15 protein-coding genes are annotated in these 18,669 nt (G+C 68.2%); 6 read left to right on the top strand and 9 right to left on the bottom strand.

What is annotated here, in order from left to right; translation table 11 throughout:
* Window positions 1-203: 203 nt before the first annotated feature.
* Genes HAV39_RS35165 through HAV39_RS35155 form a run of 3 tightly spaced genes read left to right on the top strand, consistent with a single transcriptional unit; the run spans window position 204 to window position 3,797 of the window.
* Complete coding sequence (locus HAV39_RS35165) at window positions 204-2,144, top strand: S8 family serine peptidase (RefSeq protein WP_239121005.1); 1,941 nt, start codon at window positions 204-206, stop codon at window positions 2,142-2,144.
* 16 nt (window positions 2,145-2,160) lie between these two features.
* A complete protein-coding gene (locus HAV39_RS35160) occupies window positions 2,161-2,889 on the top strand; it encodes a hypothetical protein (protein WP_191843483.1) in 729 nt (242 codons plus the stop codon).
* Window positions 2,886-3,797 (top strand): ATP-grasp domain-containing protein, encoded by a 912-nt coding sequence (locus HAV39_RS35155; protein ID WP_191843482.1) that lies wholly within the window; start codon window positions 2,886-2,888, stop codon window positions 3,795-3,797. Before HAV39_RS35160 ends, HAV39_RS35155 begins: the two co-directional genes overlap by 4 nt.
* A 68-nt stretch (window positions 3,798-3,865) precedes the next feature.
* Here the strand turns inward: HAV39_RS35155 and HAV39_RS35150 are convergent, their stop codons facing one another.
* Window positions 3,866-5,443 (bottom strand): collagenase, encoded by a 1,578-nt coding sequence (locus HAV39_RS35150; RefSeq protein ID WP_191843481.1) that lies wholly within the window; start codon window positions 5,441-5,443, stop codon window positions 3,866-3,868.
* A 66-nt stretch (window positions 5,444-5,509) separates the two neighbouring features.
* Window positions 5,510-6,715: an RNA-guided endonuclease InsQ/TnpB family protein gene (locus HAV39_RS35145; RefSeq protein ID WP_191843480.1), complete on the bottom strand. Its 1,206-nt coding sequence runs from the start codon at window positions 6,713-6,715 to the stop codon at window positions 5,510-5,512.
* A gap of 207 nt (window positions 6,716-6,922) precedes the next feature.
* Here HAV39_RS35145 and HAV39_RS35140 point away from each other — a divergent pair, with 207 nt between their 5' ends.
* Window positions 6,923-9,853 carry a polysaccharide lyase family 8 super-sandwich domain-containing protein gene (locus tag HAV39_RS35140; protein WP_239121006.1) on the top strand — a complete coding sequence of 977 codons (2,931 nt, stop codon included), beginning with the start codon at window positions 6,923-6,925 and terminating at the stop codon, window positions 9,851-9,853.
* Window positions 9,854-10,034: 181 nt separating this feature from the next.
* Here the strand turns inward: HAV39_RS35140 and HAV39_RS35135 are convergent, their stop codons facing one another.
* The 7 genes from HAV39_RS35135 to HAV39_RS35105 all read right to left on the bottom strand — a co-directional run bounded on the left by HAV39_RS35135 (window position 10,035) and on the right by HAV39_RS35105 (window position 16,371).
* On the bottom strand, window positions 10,035-10,940 hold the full coding sequence (locus HAV39_RS35135) for a hypothetical protein (RefSeq protein WP_191843478.1): 906 nt from the start codon (window positions 10,938-10,940) through the stop codon (window positions 10,035-10,037).
* A gap of 1 nt (window position 10,941) precedes the next feature.
* Window positions 10,942-11,937, bottom strand: coding sequence for an IPT/TIG domain-containing protein (locus tag HAV39_RS35130; RefSeq protein ID WP_191843477.1), 996 nt, complete (start codon window positions 11,935-11,937; stop codon window positions 10,942-10,944).
* A gap of 155 nt (window positions 11,938-12,092) precedes the next feature.
* Window positions 12,093-12,803: an FkbM family methyltransferase gene (locus HAV39_RS35125; RefSeq protein ID WP_203736704.1), complete on the bottom strand. Its 711-nt coding sequence runs from the start codon at window positions 12,801-12,803 to the stop codon at window positions 12,093-12,095.
* On the bottom strand, window positions 12,793-14,124 hold the full coding sequence (locus HAV39_RS35120) for a hypothetical protein (protein WP_191843476.1): 1,332 nt from the start codon (window positions 14,122-14,124) through the stop codon (window positions 12,793-12,795). Before HAV39_RS35120 ends, HAV39_RS35125 begins: the two co-directional genes overlap by 11 nt.
* A 22-nt stretch (window positions 14,125-14,146) precedes the next feature.
* Window positions 14,147-14,947 (bottom strand): hypothetical protein, encoded by an 801-nt coding sequence (locus HAV39_RS35115; RefSeq protein WP_191843475.1) that lies wholly within the window; start codon window positions 14,945-14,947, stop codon window positions 14,147-14,149.
* Between the two features lie 165 nt (window positions 14,948-15,112).
* Window positions 15,113-15,769 carry a 2OG-Fe(II) oxygenase gene (locus HAV39_RS35110; RefSeq protein WP_191843474.1) on the bottom strand — a complete coding sequence of 219 codons (657 nt, stop codon included), beginning with the start codon at window positions 15,767-15,769 and terminating at the stop codon, window positions 15,113-15,115.
* Window positions 15,766-16,371 (bottom strand): hypothetical protein, encoded by a 606-nt coding sequence (locus tag HAV39_RS35105; RefSeq protein ID WP_191843473.1) that lies wholly within the window; start codon window positions 16,369-16,371, stop codon window positions 15,766-15,768. Before HAV39_RS35105 ends, HAV39_RS35110 begins: the two co-directional genes overlap by 4 nt.
* Before the next feature lie 349 nt (window positions 16,372-16,720).
* Between HAV39_RS35105 and HAV39_RS35100 the strand changes: the two genes are divergently transcribed.
* Window positions 16,721-18,298, top strand: coding sequence for a B12-binding domain-containing radical SAM protein (locus tag HAV39_RS35100; protein WP_191843472.1), 1,578 nt, complete (start codon window positions 16,721-16,723; stop codon window positions 18,296-18,298).
* Window positions 18,299-18,334: 36 nt separating this feature from the next.
* Complete coding sequence (locus HAV39_RS35095; protein ID WP_191843471.1) at window positions 18,335-18,664, top strand: hypothetical protein; 330 nt, start codon at window positions 18,335-18,337, stop codon at window positions 18,662-18,664.
* Window positions 18,665-18,669 lie beyond the last annotated feature (5 nt).

The following is an 18,669-nucleotide window of genomic DNA, read 5'->3' as shown; positions in this document are numbered from 1 at the left end:
CTTCATCGGACCCGAACTGAGACCCGACCTGTCCAGCAGCGCGCTGACCGAAGAGCCGGGCGGCACGAACGGCGCCCCCGGCGAACTACTGCGCCACCAGGCACAACAGGCCAAAGACACCAAGGACACCAGGGACTTCGAACGGCCAAGCTGACGCTGTGCACGCGCACGTCGCGGCGCGCCGATCACGGAAGGATCGCGGCATGAGCACCGTGCAACCACACTCGGAACTGATCGTCAAGGCCAGGCCCGAGGCGGGGCTGCGAGTGAGCCCCGCCGGTCTCACCTCGGTCACCGGCGCCGACACCGGCTCCCTGGGCGAGGTCTGCGCCCGCTACGGCGGAACGATGCGCCCGCTGTTCGGTGTCGGCGAGGAGCGGCTACGGCGGGAGGCGACCCGTGCCCCCGCAGCGGCCACCGCGCCCGACCTTTCGGTGTACTACGGCGTCGACGCGCCGGCGGACCAACTGCACACCATCGCCGCGCAGCTGCGCCAGCAACCGCTGGTCCAAGCCGCCTACGTCAAGCCGCCTCCCGAGCCGCCCCATCTGCTGCTGGACCTGCCCCCGCGTGCGGAGGAGGCACCCGCGGCCACACCCGACTTCAGCGACCGGCAGGGCTACCTCGGACCGGCCCCCGGCGGCCTCGGCCCGCAGCACATCTGGCACCTACCCGGCGGCAAGGGAGCCGGCGTGCGGATCATCGACATCGAGGCCGCCTGGCGGTTCACTCACGAGGATCTGAGCGGGCACCAGGGCGGTCTCGTCGGTGGCTTGCAGAGTCCCGATCTCGTGTGGCGCAACCACGGCACCGCGGTCGCCGGCTTGCTCAGCGGCGACGACAACACGATCGGCATCAGGGGCATCTGCCCTGACGCCACGCTGACCACGATATCGATCTTCGAACGCGACGTCGACGACACCAACTCGGCCGCCGCGATTCGCAACGCCGCGCTGCGGCTGTCCTTCGGCGACATCCTCCTGATCGAGCTGCACCGCACCGGGCCGCGCCACGATTTCGCGACCTCAGGCGGCCAGCAGGGCAGAATTCCGGTCGAGTGGTGGCCGGACGACTTCGACGCGATCCGGTTCGCCACCGATCGCGGAATCATCGTGGTGGAGGCCGGCGGCAACGGCGGTGAGGACCTCGACGACCAGCTCTACGACATACCGGCGCCCGGATTCCCCGCCGACTGGGCCAACCCGTTCCGGCGTGGCAGCCGCGACAGCGGCGCGATCCTGGTCGGCTCCGGCGCTCCCCCGCCCGGAACACACGGACGCGACCACGGCCCGGACCGCTCCCGGCTGGCCCACTCGAACTTCGGCTCGGCCGTCGACGTGCAGGGATGGGGTCTCGAGGTGAGCACCTGCGGCTATGGCGACCTGCAGGGCGGCAGCAACGAGGACCTGTGGTATACGGACCAGTTCAACGGCACCTCCAGCGCCTCGCCGATGATCGCCGGCGTGCTGGCCTGCATCCAGGGCAGCATTCGCGCCGCCGGCCTCGCTCCGTTCCATGCCGCCGAGGCCCGCCGTGCCCTGCGCGAGACAGGCTCGTCCCAGCAGGACGCTCCGGGCCGCCCGAGCAGCCAGCGCATCGGCAACAGGCCCGACGTGGCGCAACTGACAGCCGTCCCGCACGGTGCGAAGCCCCAGCCGGACAAGGACGCCAAGGAGAGCACGCTGGAGAAGACCGAGAAGGAGGCCAAGGAGACCAAGGACGCGAAAGAGGCCGTCAAGGAGCACAAGGACGGCAAGGAGAAGAGCGAGAGCTCGGAGAAGGCGGTGAGCGCGGACAAGTCATCCCCGGAGAAGGCAGTCGGCAAGGACCTGAAGGAGCTGAAGGAGGAGAAGGAGGGGAAGGACGCGCCCGAGGACGCCGCACCCGTCCCGCACCTCGGCATGCCGCAGACGGGCGCGGACAAGAACATCGCCGACCGGCTGGCCGGGCTCGAGCAGGTGGTCGCCCAGCTCACCCACTTCATCGGGCCCGATCTGCGACCGGACCTGACCTCCAGCGCGCTGGTACACGAACAGCCGGCCCTACCCGACGTCCGGGTTCTCAGCGCCGAGCTCCGCCGGCAGGCCGACGAGGCGAAGAACGCCAAGGACTGCAAGGACCTCGAGAAGTTCCCCGAGCGGTGAAGGGCGGCAAGGGCGTATGTGGCTGGTGCTGTGCCACCCGGACGACCATGCCGCGCTGTGGGCATACACCGCGCTGAAGGCGCGTGGCCTGGCACCCCTGCGCCTCGTCTGCCCGCAGGCGCTGGCCTGCGCCACCCACGTCGTCCACCGCATCGACGCGCACGGCGCCCGCTTCGAGCTGAGCCTCGCCGACGGCAGCACGCTCGCCAGCAAACAGATCCGCGGCGTGCTCAACCGCATGAGCTCGCTACCCGTAGCACACCTCGGCCCCGCCGATGACGTGGACAGCCGTTACGCCGCGGAGGAACTGAGCGCCCTCGCTCTGAGCTGGCTGTCCTGCATCAGCCCGGTCATGGTCAACCGGCCCAGCCCTCGTGGCCTGCCCGGAGCGTGGCGGCCGGCTGCCCAGTGGGCCGTCCTCGCGGCTCAGGCGGGCCTTGCCGTGTCGGCGGTGCCGCTGTACAGCCCCGGTCTCCATCCGCGACCGCTGGCGCCGGCCCGGGTGGTCGTCGTCGCCGCGGGCACCGCCTACGGCGCTCCCGCGCCCGAGGCCGTCATGCGGGCCTGCGTCCAGCTGGCCGATGCCGCCGAGCTCGACCTGCTCAGCGTCGGCTTCCACGTCGAGCCGGACGGCACCTGGCGGTTCGCACATGCCGATCCCCTACCCGACCTGCGCCTGGGCGGGCAGGCACTCATCGGCCGGTTGCACGATCACCTCCTGAACCTGCCATGGAGCCCGTCATGATCGTCGTATGCGGAATCGCCAGCGAGCCGCCGATCGCCATGGTGTGTGCGGAACTGGACCGCCTCGGGCTGGCGTACGTCATGCTGCACCAGCGGCGCTTCGCACACACCCGCATCGACCTCGAAGTCGTCGACGGTCAGCTCGCCGGACGCCTGACCGTCGACGGCACCAGCCTGTCCTGCGCCGGCGTCACCGGCGTCTACACCCGGCTCATGGACTGGAGGCAGCTGCCCGAGGTGGTCGGCGGCGGTGACGACGTGGCCGCGCACGCCCGCCAGTGGCACGAGGTCATCTCCACCTGGATCGAAATCCACCCGGGGCGGGTCATGAACCGTGCCGCCGCCACCGCATCCAACCAGTCCAAGCCGTATCAGGCACAGCTGATCACGCAGACCGGGTTCCTGACCCCGCCGACGCTGATCACCAACGTGCCTGACGAGGTTCGTGCGTTCAAGTCACAACACGGTCAGGTCATCTACAAATCCATCAGCGGCGTACGCTCCATCGTCCGCTTGCTCGACGACGACGCCCTCAGCCGCCTGGCCCGGATCCGCTGGTGCCCGGTGCAGTTCCAGCGCTACCTCCGTGGCACGAACGTCCGCGTGCACGTCGTGTCCGGGGAGGTGTTCGCCACCCGGATCACGACCGACGGCGTCGACTACCGGTACGCCCGACGCTACGGAGGACGGACCGACCTCACACCATGGGCCCTGCCTGACGAACTCGCCCAGCGCTGCGTGCACCTGGCCGCACGGCTCGGGCTTGAACTGGCCGGGATCGACCTGCTCCTGGCCGACGACGGCGGCACCTACTGCTTCGAAGTGAACCCCGGCCCCGCGTTCAGCTTCTACGAAGCGAACACCGGTCAGCCCATCGCCCATGCCATAGCGCTCGCCCTGTCCCGCTGACGGCCGCACCCCGGCCACCGCGCTGGGCGACCCCGGCGGCCTGTACGCCGAGGAGCTCGCCCAGGCGGTCATTCGAGTGACACCACGCAGGAGATCGGTCGTAGCCCGTACTGCTGCACTCCGACGTCGATGATCTGCAGATCCCCGTCCCACCCGCATTCAAAGGCGCGGTAGTAGGTGGGGCGGATCGCATAGACATCATCGCGCAGTTCGAACAGGTCGTCGGTGAGCTCGTCCTGAAAGACGGCGTCGGCGGTGCCGGCGGCTCTTGCTACGGTGGTCAGCGCCAGATTGACCTGGACGGTACGGTCATCCAGGAGCGTGCCTGAGGCGTTGATGCCCAGTCTCGTGCCTTTGAAGTCGGCCACCACCTGCGCCAAGGGCGGCAGCAACTCGTGACCGTTGGGTCCCAACGGACCTTCGATCTGAAAGTTCGCGAGCGGATAGTATCCCAATCCGTCATCACCGTTGAAGTGTATTCGCCCGAAACGCCCGACGGCCTGGTCGAAGTTGTTCTCGGGCCTGGCCTGCAGGTCGGCGAGCAGTTCGTCCAGATCCTTGTTGAAGGTACGCCATGCCAAGAGCATGTCCTTGGTCGGACGGCGCACGCCGGTGAGGCAGCCGCGGGCGGAGAAACGCGTATTGACCTCGACCGCGGCCACGGAGCACTCGACGTGCGTGCCGAAGCGGTGTTCGCGGATGCGGTTTTCCAGCTCGTTCACGTCGGACAGGTCCAGCACGGGCGAAGATTGCGGTGTGGAGGGATTCGTGAGGGTTTCCTGGAGGGCGATCTGACCGTCGAGGTAAGCCTGGTAGTTCGATTCCAGTCCGGGGTCGACGGCCAGCCCTTCGATGCGCTCCAGGAACGCTTCGGGTTCGCCGGCTCGAACCAACTCGACGATGTCGAGCAGCGTGAGAGGGTCGTTGGCGTACCAATAATTGAACAGCAATGCGGAATATCGGTAGTACTTGGCATCGGACTCGTAGGTGGATCGCAGAATGTCGGCGACGGTCATGCGGTTCACACCGTCATTCTTGATGCGCCCGACGAGTGTCTTTCTCACCGTGACACCGCCGGTGGCGGTGGCGCCGGTGAGAAATTCGGCGAATCCTTCGTCGAACCACTGCATGCGGCCGGTGTGATAGATCGGGGTGTTGGCCCACATCCCGCCGATGAGATATCGGCCGGCAAGGTAGTGGGCGTATTCGTGACGGAACAACTCCTCGAGGGTGTACGTCTGGCCCACTCGGTCGAAAGTGTAGAAGGTGCCCCGCGGCTCGATGTAAATGCCTCCGTTGTCCGTGTCGATGTCGAAGAGCTCCTTGGCGTGGTCGATGTATTGCTGATTGCTGCCGAAGAGGAACACCGTGAGTTGGCCGTTGTGGTCTTCGGGCAGCGGCGCGATCGTCTGGGTGACGCGGCTGAACTGGGCGTGGACCCGTTTGGTCGCGTCATAAAGGACCTGCAGAGCAGGTAGCCCCAATGGCGTCAACACGGTCATCGCGCCGTCGTCGAAGGTGAAGGTGTTCGGGAAGAGCTCATCCATGAGCCCGGCCACCTCGGCCGGGGGCCCCGGCGGCGCCGGCAGAGGTTTCGGCGGCATGTCCAGACGTTGCACGCCGTGGTCTACGGAGTTCGCGTACATGCCATCAGGTTCGCGTACCGGTCTGGGTGATGTCTGCCGATTCGCTTGATTGACATCCTCCCCGCCCTAAAGGACGGGGATTCCCTTGGTCGCCCTCAGGTTTTCCTGTTTCACCGACGATCGCCCCGTCCGAGAGGACTCTCGTTGAGGTCTTACACCGTCTCCGCAGGCTGTCACCGCCAGTCCGGCGGCCAGAATGTTACGCGCGGCGTTGACGTCGCGGTCGTGGACGGCACCGCATGGGCACGTCCACTCCCGTACGCTCAGCGGCATCTTCTGCGCGAGTGCGCCGCAGGCCGAGCACAGCCGGGTCGAAGGGAACCAGCGGTCCACGACGACCAGGTCCCGGCCGTGCCAGGCGGCCTTGTACTCCAGCATGGTGCGCAACTGCCGCCAGGCGGCGTCCGAGATGGCGCGGGCCAGACGGTGGTTCTTGACCATGTTACGGACGGCCAGGTCCTCGATCACGATCGCTTGGTTCTCACGAACGAGCCGAGTGGTCAGCTTGTGCAGGTGGTCGCGCCTGCGATCGGCGATCCGGGCGTGGATACGGGCGAGGGTGACCCGGGCCTTGGCCCGGTTCGCCGAGCCCTTCTGCTTACGGGCCAGGTTCTGTTGCGCGCGGGCCAGCCGCTGCCGGTCGGCGCTCTCGTGCCGAGGATTGGTGATCTTCTCGCCGGTGGACAGGGCGAGCACGCTGTCGAGCCCAGCGTCGATCCCGACCCGGCCCGTGGCGGGGGTCTGGGCGATGACGTCGTCGCAGAGCAGGGACACGAACCAACGTCCGGCGGCGTCACACGACACGGTCACCGTCGACGGCGACGCACCGTCAGGCAGCGGCCGCGACCACACGACGTCGAGGGGTTCGGTCATCTTGGCCAGGGTCAGCGTGTCGTCGCGCCAGCGGAACGCGCTGGTGGTGTATTCCGCCGACCGGCGCGAGCGCTTCTTGGACTTGAATGTCGGGTGCTTGGCTCGTTTTGCCCAGAAGTTGGTGTACGCGGTCTGCAGGTGCCGCAGCGCCTGCTGCAACGGCACGCTGGACACCTCGCTGAGAAACGCCAGGTCGTCGGTCTTCTTCCACGCGGTGAGCAGGGCCGAGGTGACGTTGTAGTCGATCCGCTCCTGCCGCTGCGTCCACGCCTCGGTACGGGCCTGCAGGGCCATGTTGTAAACCAGCCGGACGCACCCGAACGTCCGCGACAACTGCGCGGCCTGGGCGTCGGTCGGGTAGAAGCGGTACTTGAACGCCCGCTTCACGGTCCTGGACACGCCCGCAATCCTAAACGGACACTGCAGAGCCTTGGTCCATGGGTGGACGCCGGTCCGCCTCGACGGCGGATCGGCTATGCCTGTCCTGCTCCGCAGGGGTTCCGTTTCCTCTCCGGCCTGAAGGCCGGAGTATCCACGGAAGGGATCTGATGACACGCCGTCACGGCCGGACACGTGGACCTCGACGCGCCCGGAAGGCCATCCTGGATGCAGGCGCAGCCGGCACGGCGCCCGCCGGACACGATCCGCGTGAGCGCCGAACGGCCACAGGTCGGCCATCGACACCGAGTTGGAGCAGACGTGCACACATCCGGCCATGACCCGCGCACACCGCGGCCCCATGCCGCGGCCGGATCACGAGTTCCGTGCGGCGCCGCAGACGCCTTTGACGCCCTTCGCCTCCGCTGGCGCCGGGCGCTCATCGGCTCGGGGTTCGACCCCGCCGCTGAACCGTACGCGAGCAGGCTCGCGGCGCTCGGGGCCACAGCGGCGGGCTTTCGCGGCACCATGGCTCCTGCCGGCGAGTCTCTGTGGCCCGACCAGCCACTGGCTTCCTCCGACTCGGTCACCGGCGGCTACGCCCGGCTGCGGGTGATGGCATTGGCCTACGCGCAAGCCGGCACGGGCCTGACCGGCGACGCCTCGCTGCGCGACGATGTGGTCGCCGGCTTGGACCATCTGCACGGCCACGCCTACCACGCGTCGACCACCTTCTACGGCAACTGGTGGGACTGGAACATCGGTGCCCCGCTGGCTCTCACCGACACCATGACGCTCGTCCACGACGCCTTGTCCTCGACGCAGCTCGGCAGCTGGCTCGCGGCGATCGACCACTTCGTGCCCAGCGCCGACCAGCTGCTGCATGTCGGCCCCGCCACCGGGGCCAACCGAGTCGACGTCTGCGCCGTGCTGGCGCGCAGGGGCATGCTCGGCAGGAGCGCGGCCAAACTCGCCGCCGCACGCGACGGCCTGTCCCCCGTGCTGGTCCAGGTACGCGCGGGCGACGGCTTCTACGCCGACGGGTCCTTCATTCAGCACCGCCGCGTGCCCTACACCGGCACCTACGGCGAGGTCCTGCTCTCCGGCCTGGCCGCGATGCTCGCCTGGCTCGCCGAATCGCCCTGGGCGGTCACCTCCTCCCACCGGCGGGTCCTGTTCGACGCGGTCGCAACGACCTACGCCCCGTTCATCCACAACGGTCTTGTCATGGACGCTGTCAGCGGTCGCGCCATCGCCCGTAACCAGTCCGATCACCAGCGCGGGCACGCCGTCAGCGCCGGCATACTGCAGCTGGCCGCCTCGGCACCGCCCGCCGAGGCCGCTGTCTGGAAGGCCATGGTCAAGGGCTGGACGCAGCGTGAGCGCTGGGCGAACATCACCGTCGATCCCAAGCTCGGCATCCCGGCGCTGGCGGCCGTGCTGGCGGTACGAGACGACCCTGCCGTCACCCCCAGCCCTGAACCGGTCGGGCACCGGCTGTTCGCTTCGATGGACCGCGCCGTCCACCGCCGCCCCGGATGGGCGGCCGTGCTGAGCCTCTGCTCCGGTCGCACCGCCTTCTACGAGACCACCAACGGCGAGAACCTCAAGGGCTGGCACACGTCCAACGGCGCGTACCACTACTGGGGTGACACCTGGGGCGGCGGCCAGTACTCCGACTCCTACTGGCCCACCGTCGACCCCTACCGACTGCCCGGCATCACGGCCTCCCGCAAGACGCTCGCCGACGCCTGGGGCGGCGCTTTCGGGCTGCCCCGCCCTGACACGGTCTGGGCCGGCGGTGCCTGCGACGGCGCCCACGCCGCCCTCGGCCAGGACACCCGCGGTCCCGACTCCTCGCTGAAGGCGAAAAAGTCCTGGTTCTTCGTCGGCGACACCATCACCTGCCTTGGCGCCGGCATCACCGCCACCGACGGCACCGCCGTCGAGACCACCATCGACAATCGCGGCCTCGGCGGCGGTCCCCTCACCGGCAGCCTGACTGTCGACGGGGTCGGTCGGCCGGCCGCGACCGGCTGGAGCGCGACCTTCCCCGACGCGGGCTGGGCCCAGCTCGACGGAGCCGCCGGCTACATTTTCCCCGGCGGTGCCGACGTCCGGGTGCTGAGTGAGAGCCGCACCGGCAGCTGGTCGCAGATCAGCGCATCGGGATCGACTGCTCCGATCAGCCGCGATTACCTGACCCTCTGGCTCGACCACGGCGTCGACCCCGCCGGCGCGTCCTACCACTACCTGCTGCTTCCTGGAGCCGACGCCGGCACCACGGCTGCCCGTGCGGCAAACCCCACCGTCACAGCCCTGTCCAACACCACCACCGCTCAAGCGATCACCGACAGCGCCACCGGTGTGACCGCCGCGAACTTCTTCACCGCCGGCACTGCCGGGCCGGTCACCGTAAGCGCCCCGTGCTCCGTGCTCATCCATGAACACGGCGGGCAGCTGAAAGTCACCGTCGCCGACCCCACCCGCGCCGCCACCACCGTCACCGTCACCCTCGCCCGCAGCGGCTACGCCACAGCGGCCTGCGATCCGCAGGTCAGCATCACCAATGTCGATCCGATCACGCTCGTGGTCGAGGTCGGCGGCAGCCTCGGCGCCGGCCGCTCGCTGACCCTCGGCACCGGATCCGCGGTCACCGGCGGTCAGCACCTGACCCTGGCACCCGTCGCGGACGCCTATGTCCGCGACGGCTCGTACGCAACAACCAACTTCGGCAACGACCAGTACATGATCATCAAGAACGCGAGCGCCGGATGGGCCCGCCGCGCCTATCTCAAGTTCGACCTGACCGCGCTGACCGGCGCACCCAGGCGCGCGGTGCTGTGGGTCAGCGGCCACACCGCCGACAGCGCGGGCACCCACACCACCATCTCCGCGTACACCACGGGCAGCGGCTGGACGGAGAACGACATCACCTGGAACACCTCACCCGCGCTGGGCACGGTGGAGGCCACTGCGCCACTGTGCGACGTCACCGACTGGATACCGCTCGACGTCACCTCACTCATCACCTCGGCATACATCAGCGGCGCCACCGCCGCCGTCGCCATCTACCAGAGCTCAGCGGGCTTGGCCACCGTGATCAACAGCCGTCGCAACCCCGTCCGACCACCGTTCCTACAGGTCATCTCTGACTGAGAAGGGCCGCCTACGGTGTGCCGGTGATGCGCCGCCGACAGCCCCTTGCGGCATATCGGGCACGACCGCACGACTCGATCCCGAACGATTCGTCAGCAGGTCCAGCTCGCGGTCGTCGCCGGTCGAGCATGCCCGGTGGTTCCCGCATCGCGGCCCACCCGTGACCCAAGCCGCTCAGCCGTCATCCCCCGAACTCCAACCGGATCGAGTCGTTGTCCGGCAGCACGATGAGCCGGCCCAGCCCGTCGTTCCAGCCGTCACTGAGCAGGAAGTACTTGTCGCCGGAGCGCTGGAGGAGGAACAGGCCGTCATAGCGGTATCCGTACCCTGGCTCCGGGCCAGGCGTGATCGTCTCCCGGACCCGGTCGGTGGACAGGTTCAGGCGCCGCACGCTGTACACCGCAACCGGTGCCAGCTCGTCGGCGGGTGCCGCTTTGATGCCGACGGCCATCTCGCCGCCGACGAATGTGGCGTAACGCTCGGCGGTCCAGAACAGCGTGACGGCCAGCAGCGCGGCGACGAGCGCGACCGTGGTCAGGGAGGGCAGCGGCCGACCCTGGAACACACGGTGCAGGGTGGCACCGTAAGCGGTGCCCACGATCCCGACCGCCACCCACAACGGAAACGTGATGTGGCCGAACACCGGGACGATCATGGTCAGTGGTATGCCGATCGCGACCGGGATCAACCAGGAGAGCCTGAGCCAACGCGCCCAGCGGATGGCCGATCGTGGTGGTGTGCTGGGCACCGGCTCGGGACCGCCCTCGCGGACGGAGCCGACACGGTGGGACCCGGTCAGCCGGCGGTGCACGCGGATGCCGAGATACGACGCGACGAGCAGCAGGAATACCGGAATGAACAGGGCGTCGATGCTGCGTAGCAGGTAGTCGGCGGTGGACATGTCGAAGACGCTGGCGTCAGCACCGAAGGCGCGGGCCTGTGCCTCACTGCGTGCCCAGCCGAAGTAGTAGAGCAGCGCGGTGAGCAGCGCCGCCAGCGAGCCGACTTCGGTGGCGACCTTGAGCAGGGGCAACAGCCGGTCCGAGGTGGGGGCTACCGGCGGCTCCCCGGCCGAGGGCTGGGTCATGTCATCGGGCGGGGCAGGGTGCCCGGTGCGACCCGATGCGGGATCGTCCGGCTCCGCCTGCCGCCGGCGATTCGCCGGTGTCAGGCGGTGCAGGTGACACGGCAGGCTGCGACGCCGAGGCGGAGGGCGAGGGCGGCGGACCCACCGAAGAACTCGCGCTGGGCCCCGGCCGATCCAGGGTGAACAGTTCCTCATCGGTGGACCAGCTCACTTCCGCCTGCACGCGGACACACGCAGCTGTCGCGGACTCGGGTGCGGGCGGCATGATGAACTGCAGACCGCCCGCCACCGGCTGGAGCCCGTCGGGTCCCGCGTTCCGTTCGAAGAGGGCGGAGTCGTTGACCTCGCCGTTGAATTCCACGAATACGCTGTGGACCTTGTCGAGGTTGTCGCCGACGATCGTCACCTTGTCGCCGGAGAGGCCGTGGTCGGGCTGAAGGCGCGTGATGGTCGGACACGGAGGTTCGCCGCCCGGACCGGCCTCACCGACTTCGAAGGTCGCCTTCGGGTCCGCGCGGTGGGCCTTGACGAGCTGATCCAGCAGGTCGTAGACCGGGACGTTCAGGCAGTGGACCGAATCCGGTCCGCCGGCCTGTTCCAAGGCGGACTCGGCCGACGGCCACAGCTCGGTGCGGCCGTCGAAGGCCGCCAAACAGGCCTGTGCTGCTCCGGCGAACAGGCGGCCGGTCGCAGGCTCCATATTTTCGGTGAGGGGAATGACATCCGCGCACTTCCGCTGCCCCAGCAGGTCATAGGCCTCGGTCAGGTCCGATTGCGGACCGCGCGGTGTGCCCAGTCCCAGCCGTCTGAGCCAGGCGATGATGTTGCGCTTTCTGGTCGGCGCGACCCCCTGTCGGGCCGGAGTGGCGGCGGCGGTCGGCATGGCTGCGCCGGTGCCGGCCGGCGCTGCAGGCGCGCCGGGATCGGTGTCTGTGCAACCCGACGCTGCCAGGAGCATCGCGATAGCCAGCGGCACACAAAACCGGCGGATCATCATGCAGACACTCCCATGACCAAGCGCAGGGTTCCCTCGCGCCCTGATCGTAGGCAGGCCGATACACTTAAAGTGCGCTTTCTGGACAGTTGGTGCAGGACCCTAGCGCGGCGCGGACTCCTACCGTCCGGTCCCGGCTCACATCGCAGGTGCGCAGATCAGCGCCGTCCCGCAGCTTTCGTCCAGGACCACGCACTGCTGCGCCATGCGGTCATTCCGAACCCGACCGGTACGTAGCAGTCGTCGATGCCCAGTGACGCCGCCCTGCGGTATCCGTGAGACTCCAGCAGTATCCGGATCTGTTCGCGGGCCGACGTGTAGTTGTGTTCCACGGTGAGCACCCGGAACGCGTACTGCCCGAACGGGAACGACCGCAGGATCGACAGCTCGGAACCCTCGGTGTCCAGGCTCCAATAATCGATCACCGGCGGCGCGCCGCATTCGACCAGCACGGAACGCAGCGTCCGGGCCCGCTTGCGCTCGGGTTCCGTGCCGGCGAGCGCCTGCCGGGCGAAGGCACGCGCGAAGCGCAGGTGTTCGGGATCGTATTCGTCGACGATCCCGCCGTAGACGCTCGCGGCGGAAAGGAAGTCGACGTCGACGTCCTGGTCGTAGAGACAGCAGTCGAGGCAGATGCAGCTGCGGTTGCGCACCAGTTCGGCGAACATCGTGCCGTTCGGCTCTATGCATATCCCCGACCAGCCGAACTGGGACTCCAGCAGCTTCGTATTGCTACCGCGGACGCCGTCCGAGGCACCGGAGTCCAGGAAGAAGCCACCACGCAAGCCACCCAGCTGGGCTAGGACGAACAGGTCCTGCCCCTGGTAAGAGTGGCTGGACGGCATCGCGCGGGCGCCGTCACCGCCCACGTCGGAAAGCCCTCGACCGCCACGCGTACGGTGCCGCCGCCTCCGGCTCCGGCTGGCGCAGGGGGCTCGGATGGTGCTCATCCTGCTCCCGGTCGCCGTAGAGCATGGTGATGTTGACGCGCCGGTTCTCGTACTCCGGGCGGAATCGGATCTGCGCTGTCGCGTGGAACAGGTCGGAGTTGAAGATGATGGCACGATTCTGTCGATACGGGATCGTCACCGCCCGCGCCTGCCGCTCGTGCAGGTAGCGCCGAATGTATTCCAGACTCTCGTTGTAGGTGCCGAAGTCCCACGACAGGGGCGCCGCCACGTCGTAGACGACCAGCCCACCCGAATCGGGGTCCAGGTTCGCCGACTCGGGGGTGATCCAGAAGTTGGCGTTCACCGCAGCGAAGTCGGCATGGACGGTCGAGTCCGCCGGCAGGTTCGGCGAGTTCTTGAAACCCCACAGCTGGCGCAGCGGGTGACGACGGCCGATCACCTCCGGCAACTGCACACGGAGCTCGTCGGCGATCTGAAGCAGCAGCGGGCAGTTGAACCCCGCGAAGAAGAAGGCGCCCAGACGCCCGTCGGCGTACCGGTTGCCCGACCACACGGTCGACTCTTCACAGAACCGACGCAGGGCCTGCAGCGCCTGCGGGGACAGGAAATCGTCGATGACCACGAGCCCCGGTGACTCTTGGAGGTATTGCCGCTGCACCGCTGCCCGATCCCAGCTCTTCGACAAAGCGTGGTCAAGGCGGCCCGCCTCGCTGACGTGCACTATGCGGCTGTACACGTGGCCGATGCGCCGCTCGTCGTCAGCCTCCATCGGTGACCTGCTGTTGGTGCCCAGCGGTCGCAGCCGGTCTGCGATCTTCGCGTAGTCGGCGATGATGGCATCGAACTCCGCGCCGAGCACTCCACGCTGGCGCAGCAACCCGAACTGCGCCATGTCGTGGTCCAGCTTCGGCACCGACAGATACGTGTTCGGCGTGCGTGTGGGCAGCGGCAGCTCCCGGCCGGCCGAGTCGCGCGGCGGCCGCCACCGACTGGCCCATCGCGATGCGGCGAAGATGCCCGCCAGCTCACCAGCGACGGCGAGGTCGCCGGTCGCCATCGCGTCGACTATGGCGTCGTTCATCCATCGCGTGCCGTCCTCCCCGGACTGCACTTCTGCGTGCCATATGTCACGGCTGTCGGCGATCCGGCCGACCCTCACCAGGTGCTCAGCCAGCAGACGGCGTGTCCGGCCCGGGTTCATCGCGCTGCGCAGCGCAGATTCGTATCCCGCTCGGACCGAGTCGAACCCGGCATCGCGGGATTCACGGTCCGTACTCACTCGATCCATCGATGTACCTGGATCAGCCGAGACCGGAGACCCGCAGCGCGCCGCTGGCCCGCATCTGCTTGGCGAACTGCGTCAGCGCGTCGAGCGTCACCTGCACGTCGGGGCTGACCATGCGGGCGACGCCCGGGCTCATCTCGGTCCCGCCGGTGCCCGGGCTCATCTCCGTCCCACCACCCGGACTCATCTCCGTCCCCGCGAAAACACCACCACCCGCAGCCAAGACCCCCGGGCTCATCTCCGTCCCGCCGGTGCCCGGACTCATCTCCGTCCCACCACCCGGACTCATCTCCGTCCCCGCGAAAACACCACCACCCGCAGCCAAGACCCCCGGGCTCATCTCCGTCCCGCCGGTGCCCGGACTCATCTCCGTCCCACCACCCGGACTCATCTCCGTCCCCGCGAAAACACCACGACCGGAGCCGACCGCGCTGATGATCGCTTTGAGAAGTGCGGACTGGGCTCGGAACGTGTCCTCGCGCTGACCCCCGCCACGAACGAGCGCGAGCACGACTTCATCATCGCCGTGCCGGGCGACGGCACGCGAGAAGTCCTTGGCGAACACGTCCTCCGGCGGCATGTCGGGATGGCCGGAAGCGTAGTCGCGCAGCCACTGCAACAGCGGCGGGTGGGACAGCACCGCGTAGGTGAGCTGGTTGGCAGCCTGGGTCACCTCGGCTGACGGTCGTTCGCCGTCGACGTACTCGTAAAACACCTGGGCAGGATCGGTGACGAACTGCTCGCGCAGCAGGAAATCCGACGACATGGCCTTGAACAAGGCGTCGACCCGTCGCTTGAGTCTGAGTTCGACCGTCATACGAGTACTCCCCTCGGCGCGGGCGCTGGCCCGTGGTCACGTGTTGGTGGGCGACCGCTGATCCGGTCACCCACGACGACGCTATCAGGCTAAATACGACGCAATAGGGCTATTCGGCCGTGTGTCGGAGATCGCCCCCGTGGACGAACGAGCGAGCATCAGCGTTCAGACCCGCAGGAAGAACCCCGCCAAGCTAGCCCGGACGTGCGTTCCGGCATTGGTGTCGACACGGCGGATCATGTGCGGGCGATCTGGCCCGAGCAGCACGAGCCGGTTCGGATACGGCACGATGCAGGTGGCAATGCCGGAAGAGTCCTCGTCCTGGTCGTAGCCCCGAGAAGGCGCGACCGGATCCGCGTCGTGGAACACGAACAGCTCACCGCCCCAGTGCAGGCTCCAGGACCGGTGTGCGAAGAAGGTGAAGGCCCCGGTGTACTTCCCGCCGTCCAGGTGCAGGGACAACGCGCTACCCACGGGATACAGCCAGGGCGCGACGAACATCGCCCGCCAGTCGGCGCCCTGCGTCCCCGCGACGTCGGGGAACCGGTCGGCAAGCTCGCGGGCGGCATCGACCAGCGCGTCGACCGAGGTGCCGGTGGGATAGCTGACCTGCCCCTGGTCGAGCAGCCCCGCCGGGTCGAAGCGGACCGAGGGCCCGCGCAGCGGCTGGCCATCCGACAACCGCCATGCCTTGTCCCAGCGCCGGGCATGCACAGAGTGGTACTCCCCAGCGTCGACCTCGTCGGCCACGGCCTCGAACGTCTCGGCGGGCAGCACGTGGTCGGCCACCACGAGCCCCGGCGCCTGCAGCGTCACCTTCATGCAGGCACCTGCGCATCCCCCAGGGCGCCGGCGCGCACGAGCAGCGGCTGCACGATCTCAGGCGGGTACGCGTCCTGCCGGCCGTCGAACATGTGGCGCCGGGAGGAGCCATCCGCGCGCACGTAGTTCAGGAACACCTGGCCGAAGTTGTCGCCGTGGAACGTGTCGCGCCAGTGCTCGACCTGGGTGCCGAAGTAGACCACCGCGTCGCCGGGATGCTGCGTGACGGCGACCCCGGGAGCAAAGCATATCGGTGGCGGCGCGATCCCCTGCCGCCCGAGATGGATCGTCACGGCGATCTCGCAGGCATCCCGATCGCTGTGCCGCTTCAGCTCGTTGCCGGGCAGATAGAGGCGCGCGTACGAATAGGTGGGCAGCAGGCTGCAGCCGGAGGCGTGCTCGACTTCGGGCAGCAGCCCGAGCAGCAGTGCGTCGAGTGTCGAGTCGCCCCAGAAGCTGAGCGCGTCGGCGACCTGATCATCACGCTTGTATTCTCCACGGGCCCGGCGGAGCAGCAGCATCGCGTAAAGCGTGCGCGCCAGTGGTGGATCTATGAACTGCTCGACCACGGTGAATCCGGTGGCCGATAGCGATGGCACCATGCCTCCGACTTTAGTGCCGCCGCCGTGACCAGCGGTTCAACACGTCGACAACCCTGCCTCCCGACGAGAACCGAGTCGTGCCGCGACACCCTCGCCGCCGGCGGGAACTGCTGGGTCAAGTTCGCCGACATCCAGGTGTGCGACCCCGGCTTCGGACACAAGCGCCTCGACCACGTTGAGCCGATCCGAATCCCGCGCCGCCGCGCGGACGCCGCACCCCTCTCATTCACACGTTAGTGCCTGTTTCATGACATATCGCAGTTCAGATGGCCTGTATCGCTATAGTAGCTTTTGCCGCATTGATTGGTCGTAAAGCGAACCCTCGACCGGTGGGCGGCAGCGTCCGTTGATGCGAGGGGGAGCCTTGATCGGCGACAGCCCGTCGGCCGGAGCGGCCAGAAGATCGGTGGACGTCGTCCTGGTCCAGCCGAACATCGTGTGGGCGTACGACCCGTTCGAACACCTGGGTCTCGCCTATCTGGCCGCGGCGTTGCGAGCCGACGGGTTCAGTGTGGACATCATCGACGGTCTGCTGGGTGAGCTGACCACCGATCAGCTGCTCGACGAGTTGGGCCGGCGGGACATCGGCGTGCTCGGGGTGACCCTGATCTCGCACGGCTATCCGCAGACGGTCTCGTTCCTCGAGCGCGTCCGCCAGGCGCACCCTGGTACGCGGATCGTGGCGGGCGGGCACTTCGCGACGTTCGCGGCCGACAAGATCCACGCGCACACCGATGTGTTCGACGCCATCGTGCTCGGCGAAGGGGAGCGCCCGTTCCTCCACTACTGCCGCAACGTACTGCGGGGCGCTGTCGAGTGCCTGGACGACGTCTGCGAACGGGGCGAGAAGGCTCGCCGCACCGGCCGCTCCGGGTACGACCTCGACGAGCTGCCGAACCCGGCGCGGGACCTGCTCAGCCTGGCGCTCAGGCGAGGAGCTCAGGCGAGCGTCACGTCCTCGCGAGGGTGCTATGCGCGCTGCGCGTTCTGCAGCGTGCCGAACTTCTACCGGGCGGGCGGGGTGGCGGCGGGCTGGCGGCCACGATCGATTCCGCACGTGCTGGCCGAGCTGGCGGAGCTGCATGACCGCTTCCGGCTCTCCCATTTCATGTTCGTCGACGACAACTTCATCGGTCCCGGCAAAGCGGGCAGGCAGCGCGCGATCGAGTTCGCCGCGGCCTACAAGGCGGCCGGGATCCCCATGACGTTCCACATCGACTGCCGGGCGGTCGACGTGGACGAGGAGGTGATCGCGGCGCTGCACGACGCGGGCCTGCGCTCGGTGTTCGTCGGTGTGGAGTCGGTGACGGCCGAGGACCTGCTGGCCTACCGCAAGGGCGTGCGGGCGGCGAAGAACTGGGCGGCAGTCGAGATCCTGGAGCGCTACGAACTCCGGAAGACCCTTTCCATGATCATGTTCAATCCCGAGACCACGCCGGACGCCGTTCTGCAGAACATCGCGTTTCTCCGGTGGGCGGAGTACTACCCGCGGAACCCATTATCGATCTTGAACTTGTACGAGGGGACCGACCTGCTCGAACGTTACCGCGCTCAGGTGCGCGGGCCGTTCTGGGACTACCGCTTCAACTTCGCCTGCCCGCAGACCCGCGTGGTCTACGAGGAGGCGATGTCGTTCTGCAAGGGGACGCTCGCGCTCGAGCGCCGACTGTCCAGGGGCGACGAGGCGGCGGCGCGCGCCCGGACCGTCCTCTACCGCCTTCGCCTGGGCCACCTGGAGGATGTCGCGGCCCACCACGGGACCGAACCAGCCGGTGAGCGGCTGGCTCGCTGGCGCGGCCGAGTCGACGTCCTCGACAGCACGATGACCGCTGCGGGCGCGCCACCTGCGGTCCCCGAGCGGCGGTATCTCACCGGCTCCTTCGACGAGCCGGCCGACCTGCGCGACGAAACAGATGTATCCAGCTGACCGACAGACCAGTCAACCCGACAGACAGGAACCGGTATGACCACCCAGGACAGGGACGACAGCAGCCTCCTCGAGGAACTCTCGACCGGGGAGGACGAGTTCGACGTAGATCTCATGGCGTGCGGGTGCAGGCTCGCGCCGGCCGGAAAGCTCGAGTTCTCCATCTACGACCTCGTCCGCATGTACGCGCTCAACGAGGACGACCTGGTGTCCATGGTGGGCGCCCTGATCGACGAGGGCCGTATCCCGCACGACAAGGTGCACGAGCTCGCCGACCGGGTCGCCCGGGGTGAGTTCACCGAGAAGGACAAGGACGAGCGCGGCAAGACCATCGAGGATCGCCGCGCCCGCCGAGGCGAGCAGTGAACCGG

The organism is Catellatospora chokoriensis (genome assembly GCF_011297315.1).
Classification (GTDB): Bacteria; Actinomycetota; Actinomycetes; order Mycobacteriales; family Micromonosporaceae; genus Catellatospora; species Catellatospora citrea.
This window is presented reverse-complemented; position numbering and strand designations above follow the sequence as displayed.

Excerpts from the sequence above, each read along its gene's own strand:
- HAV39_RS35130 (WP_191843477.1), bottom strand. The coding sequence starts at position 11,937 with ATGATGATCCGCCGGTTTTGTGTGCCGCTGGCTATCGCGATGCTCCTG.
- HAV39_RS35095 (WP_191843471.1), top strand. The coding sequence starts at position 18,335 with ATGACCACCCAGGACAGGGACGACAGCAGCCTCCTCGAGGAACTCTCG.
- HAV39_RS35115 (WP_191843475.1), bottom strand. The coding sequence starts at position 14,947 with ATGACGGTCGAACTCAGACTCAAGCGACGGGTCGACGCCTTGTTCAAG.
- HAV39_RS35140 (WP_239121006.1), top strand. The coding sequence starts at position 6,923 with ATGCAGGCGCAGCCGGCACGGCGCCCGCCGGACACGATCCGCGTGAGC.
- HAV39_RS35165 (WP_239121005.1), top strand. The coding sequence starts at position 204 with ATGAGCACCGTGCAACCACACTCGGAACTGATCGTCAAGGCCAGGCCC.
- HAV39_RS35105 (WP_191843473.1), bottom strand. The coding sequence starts at position 16,371 with ATGGTGCCATCGCTATCGGCCACCGGATTCACCGTGGTCGAGCAGTTC.
- HAV39_RS35150 (WP_191843481.1), bottom strand. The coding sequence starts at position 5,443 with ATGTACGCGAACTCCGTAGACCACGGCGTGCAACGTCTGGACATGCCG.
- HAV39_RS35160 (WP_191843483.1), top strand. The coding sequence starts at position 2,161 with ATGTGGCTGGTGCTGTGCCACCCGGACGACCATGCCGCGCTGTGGGCA.
- HAV39_RS35100 (WP_191843472.1), top strand. The coding sequence starts at position 16,721 with ATGCGAGGGGGAGCCTTGATCGGCGACAGCCCGTCGGCCGGAGCGGCC.
- HAV39_RS35155 (WP_191843482.1), top strand. The coding sequence starts at position 2,886 with ATGATCGTCGTATGCGGAATCGCCAGCGAGCCGCCGATCGCCATGGTG.
- HAV39_RS35110 (WP_191843474.1), bottom strand. The coding sequence starts at position 15,769 with ATGAAGGTGACGCTGCAGGCGCCGGGGCTCGTGGTGGCCGACCACGTG.
- HAV39_RS35135 (WP_191843478.1), bottom strand. The coding sequence starts at position 10,940 with ATGACCCAGCCCTCGGCCGGGGAGCCGCCGGTAGCCCCCACCTCGGAC.